This is a genomic window from Exiguobacterium sp. s142 (genome assembly GCF_018618455.1).
GTDB classification, from domain to species: domain Bacteria; phylum Bacillota; class Bacilli; order Exiguobacteriales; family Exiguobacteriaceae; genus Exiguobacterium; species Exiguobacterium aurantiacum_A.
In genome coordinates this window covers 1-4136 of record NZ_JACSMB010000040.1, presented here as the reverse complement: position 1 = coordinate 4136, position 4136 = coordinate 1, and the positions used below count along the sequence as shown (strand labels likewise).

Genomic DNA, 4136 nt, shown 5'->3' with positions numbered 1-4136 from the left:
CCCTGCTAACGTCACACCACATGCTGGAACCGCATTGGTGACCGATCTACTTTGTTGCGTCGGCTAGATGGACCTACTCGTTTTAAGAGTGAGTGCAGAACTCTGATATGTAAAAAACCAATACAAAAAGGACGTCGTCCGAGTAGCGAGTTTCGTGAAGCTCGCTACTGAACGACGCCCTTTTTTATACTAAAACCTTGAATGTTTCAGGTTTCCTTAGTATGATAGGTGCATCTAAGTTGAAGTCACGGACCAGTGACTTCAACAGTTCAATAGCAAGTGTTCTGAGCACTCGCTATTCAAAAGCGTCACTTCGATGATCATCAACCCGTTTGGCGACAGGTTGATAGGAGAAGTGGCGTTTTTTGTTGTTCCGTCCGTATTTTGTTACTGCCTATTGTACGCGTTCTTGATTTTTCTGACAATATAATTCCTTTAAAAAAATCGATTTATGCCTTTATTCATTACAGGGTTTGCTACTTTATTTTTTTCTTCCCCCACCCAAAAAAATGTAAGTCACAAAAATAATAAGGGTTATCGTTAGTGCTGAAAAAATGATTTTAAATGTTCCGTCCGGAAGTATTTTTGACACATACAATAAAGTCATCAATATAGAAAACGTCAAATGATTGCTCCTCATCTGAGAAGTAAGTTTGCCCCAATTAAGAAAGACCAACAACATTGCTACCGGAGCAGCCAGTGCAGTAATAAAGAAAAATGGAACATTTTTCATATAAGATGGTGTTTTCAAATCTTTTTTTTCCAAAATTACCACTCCTATTATTGAACTATTTTTTCCTTTTTTATATACTTTAACAGTAATAATTTTACCATTTTTTCAAAAGAATAAGGGGGATTTTTGAATGAATAAAAAGAAAGTCTTAGCTACAACATTAGCTTTATCTTTGAGCTTTTCAGCAATCGCTCCATCAATTTCTGCAAAAGCGGCAGATTCACCAAACGGCCAATTACCAGTTCTAATCACTAATAACACTTCTCATCAAGACTTCATAGAGTTTATCAAATCAGATCCAGACGCATTCGGAGATCCTGTATTTACCGAAGAAGTAGTTAGAAAATTGGAAGCTGCATCAAGTCAAGGGCAATATGAAACTATGGGTAAAGTTACACTCGCAGCTAAAGCAGGGGCTAAGGCAATTAAAGCTACAATGCAAAAGATCGGAAGAGCAAAATGGGATGAATGGGTCGATAAAATGGAAAGCTTCCACGGAATCCCCATGTCATATCTTCACTACCAAGGCGTCACTCATCTAGTAGATCTCCTTTCCAACTCAGATGATTCTTTCAAAGCGGCGATTTCAAAGTATTTCATTAGTAAAGGTATGAATCGCATTATGGCAAATATTATAACAAACGTGTTTGTCACTTTTGTTTTGTAAGAAAAAGATAACCTGCAAACATAAAGTATTTTTCCATATTCCGATGTACGAAGCGTTCAGTTCACTGTGGAACTGAACGCTTTTTAGGATGTGAACAGAAAATACAAAATCCGAAGGTTAAAGCTGTTGCTTTTTTCGACTGTAAAGGAGACCATAAATACTGCCTGACAAGTGTCAGTATGTAAATGGGCACTCCTTATCTTCGATATCTCGTGAAGGGACAAAAACAACATGCAACGATCACGAATGACCAAACCAAACGACATACCAAAACTACTGACGATCGCCGACCTTTCTGTTCGTTGGGATATGCCACGGCAAAGTCTGCACGACAAAAAAGGAGAGACCAAATTCCCTCTCCCCGTGCAATATGTCGCGAACAATCGGACGGCTCTCTTCCTCGAAAGTGACATCATCGAATACGAAAAAGAGAATCCGTACATCAAGACACGAGCGCAACGAGAAGCGCGACGGAATTTCATTTTCAAATTGTATATGGACGCGAACGACGAATAAAAAAGTGGAACATTTTGTGCCACTTCCTTGTTTTCACTGGCACATTTCGTGCCATTTTTGGACTTTTGATGATATCACGGAAAACCCCAGGCTCTGCCTGGGCTATCACGGAAAGTGATAGCAGTTTCCCCTTATGCTCTTTGGACACGAAAAACCATTCAAAAAAAAGAATCGTAAACTATAATACCTCAAGAAAAATGTTGAATTTTAATTCTCTATTCTTTTATCTTTATCCCGATTTTCAATTCCTTTTTTGATTGGATCCGGAAGTATTTGATACAACTCTTCTACCATCGCATCACTTTCAATAGTTTCCGCAACAATATAGTTTATTATTTTGAATAGTCCTAAACTAACTTCCGAGTCATCTCTGTCTTCTTTATCTAAAACTCCCGGGTGTACTGCTTCGTTCCCTGTGACTCTCAAATAATCCATGGCTTCTTGTACTCTTTTAAAAACTTTTCTTTCTTCTACAAGCTGTCCAATCATTGTGTTTAACTTTCCTTTTCTTGCACCTAAATGTGGAAGTAACACTTCCAGAGCTAAGCGTAATAAAGCTGCTGACGACCTGGGCGATACAGGGAAAACTTGTCGTGCTTCTTCGTACAAAGCCTTCACTTTTGAAGGCATAAGGTCTTTAGGCATTTCAATATTACTAATCAAAGGATATTTCATTTCTTGATTTAGCCAAAAAGATATTTGCTCACACGAAGAACACTCGGCAAAAGCAATCTTTGAATCTCCTTCATCCATTTCATCATCAGGTAATTGCCCTTTCAAAAAAATGTTGTGCGACTGCTGTGTCATATAATTTTGAACTGTTTGAAAATCCATCGTGTACCAATCTTGTTTGGCATACGCCATACAATTCGGACAAACAAAAGCTGCTAATTTGTAAGCAGGTTGTTTCATTTTTTTCACCCCATAAGTTTGTGAAATCGGTCGTTTTTTGCCTTTTTTTCAGACTTCGGCTTGAGACCGTCGTCAAGTTTGCGTGGAGTTTTTATTTCACGCAAACATACATCTTTTCGCTCTTTTTAAGCGATTTATTTTGAAATCAACTGCAACATGCTACGGCTTTGTTCAAGTCTTTCTCCTCGATATAGATCGTGTCGTCTTCGACCTTAAAATCGATTCTATTCTTCTTCAATCGTTCTTCCTGGGACGTACTATATTCTCCCCACTCAACAAGTTCTTGATCACTTTCGTTCGTAGAACATCCTTGTAAAAACAAGATTGCTGACAAGAGAACAACGAGCATCTTCTTCATCAATAAATCTCCTTTCGGTCGAGTCACATTTTTTTACGTACGTAATCTCGAAGCACGCCCTCGACCAACTCGTAGAGTTTCATGTCGTTCTCTAGGGCGATCTGCTTCAACTGCTTATGTAACGCCACATCCATGTCCAACGAGACTTTCTTCCGGACGATCTGTTCAGGCCTCGTCTCGATCGCGAAATAATCGTCGTCCAACTGGGACTGTCCCGTGACCGGGTCGATCTTCAACGGCTCAGACGCGATTTTCTTCGGTTTCGGTGTATTGACGCGACTCGATTGCACGAAATTGAGCACTTTCTTGTCCGCATTCGGATGGCTGCGGTCGATATACCACCGTTTGGTCCGTTGGTCGAACGTCGCCCCAGCCGACTTCAATGCCTCGCGAAGCTTCTCCTTGCCCACCGGCGCATGTTCTTTCGCCAAATCGAGGAACTTCATGTTCTCATTCAACTTGGTGACCTCAAAGATCGTCAATTCCATGTTCTTCATAGCCACACACCTTCCTTCCTAACTTTTAACTAACCTTCCCTCTTACCTTTTTTTATTCTAAGTTTCTAGGGCTAATCCCTTCTTATTTGTCCTTCTGGATCGCCCTGGCATCCTGTCGGATGTCTCGGGCGATCCTCCCCAGGTCGTTCTTCTCTCTGCTGAACGCACTTCGCTACGGCGTTTTCGCCTTCGCTCGCTTGTCGGGGCACATGCGGAACACGTCGCCAGACTGCGCTAGGCTCGTATTCCTCGTGCCACATATGAATTTGCATCTTCTCTTGCTTCCTCGCTGATCTGTTTGCTCTTTGTTCTTTTCTTTTTAGAACTTGGAAAGAAAAAGACTTGAAACCAAAGAGCGCACCGAGCATACTCCGGTAGGGAAGATAGGAAACGGCTGGATGGGCAGACTAACCCCTTTGAAAAAGGATGCGGTTAAAATCTGCCCACCACGTT

General features: G+C 41.0%; 6 protein-coding genes. 2 read left to right on the top strand and 4 right to left on the bottom strand.

Features of this window, described 5'->3' with window-relative positions; genetic code table 11:
• Window positions 1-481 precede the first annotated feature (481 nt).
• Window positions 482-766, bottom strand: coding sequence for a hypothetical protein (locus KNP77_RS15710; RefSeq protein WP_214891751.1), 285 nt, complete (start codon window positions 764-766; stop codon window positions 482-484).
• A gap of 97 nt (window positions 767-863) precedes the next feature.
• On the opposite strand from KNP77_RS15710, the gene KNP77_RS15705 reads away from it, so the two are divergent.
• Window positions 864-1400, top strand: coding sequence for a hypothetical protein (locus KNP77_RS15705; RefSeq protein WP_214891749.1), 537 nt, complete (start codon window positions 864-866; stop codon window positions 1398-1400).
• 231 nt (window positions 1401-1631) lie between these two features.
• Window positions 1632-1916: a hypothetical protein gene (locus tag KNP77_RS15700; protein ID WP_214891748.1), complete on the top strand. Its 285-nt coding sequence runs from the start codon at window positions 1632-1634 to the stop codon at window positions 1914-1916.
• A gap of 207 nt (window positions 1917-2123) precedes the next feature.
• On the opposite strand, the gene KNP77_RS15695 is transcribed toward KNP77_RS15700, so the two are convergent.
• From KNP77_RS15695 to KNP77_RS15685, 3 genes are all read right to left on the bottom strand, one after another.
• Window positions 2124-2828 carry a DUF4145 domain-containing protein gene (locus KNP77_RS15695; protein ID WP_214891746.1) on the bottom strand — a complete coding sequence of 235 codons (705 nt, stop codon included), beginning with the start codon at window positions 2826-2828 and terminating at the stop codon, window positions 2124-2126.
• Window positions 2829-2973: 145 nt separating this feature from the next.
• Window positions 2974-3186, bottom strand: a complete 213-nt coding sequence (locus tag KNP77_RS15690) for a hypothetical protein (protein ID WP_214891744.1) — start codon at window positions 3184-3186, stop codon at window positions 2974-2976.
• 23 nt (window positions 3187-3209) lie between these two features.
• A complete protein-coding gene (locus KNP77_RS15685) occupies window positions 3210-3683 on the bottom strand; it encodes a hypothetical protein (protein ID WP_214891742.1) in 474 nt (157 codons plus the stop codon).
• Between the last annotated feature and the right edge of the window lie 453 nt (window positions 3684-4136).

What these genes read in the sequence shown, in the direction of transcription:
- KNP77_RS15705 (WP_214891749.1), top strand. Translation starts at nt 864, where the DNA reads ATGAATAAAAAGAAAGTCTTAGCTACAACATTAGCTTTATCTTTGAGC.
- KNP77_RS15700 (WP_214891748.1), top strand. Translation starts at nt 1,632, where the DNA reads ATGCAACGATCACGAATGACCAAACCAAACGACATACCAAAACTACTG.
- KNP77_RS15695 (WP_214891746.1), bottom strand. Translation starts at nt 2,828, where the DNA reads ATGAAACAACCTGCTTACAAATTAGCAGCTTTTGTTTGTCCGAATTGT.
- KNP77_RS15690 (WP_214891744.1), bottom strand. Translation starts at nt 3,186, where the DNA reads ATGAAGAAGATGCTCGTTGTTCTCTTGTCAGCAATCTTGTTTTTACAA.
- KNP77_RS15685 (WP_214891742.1), bottom strand. Translation starts at nt 3,683, where the DNA reads ATGAAGAACATGGAATTGACGATCTTTGAGGTCACCAAGTTGAATGAG.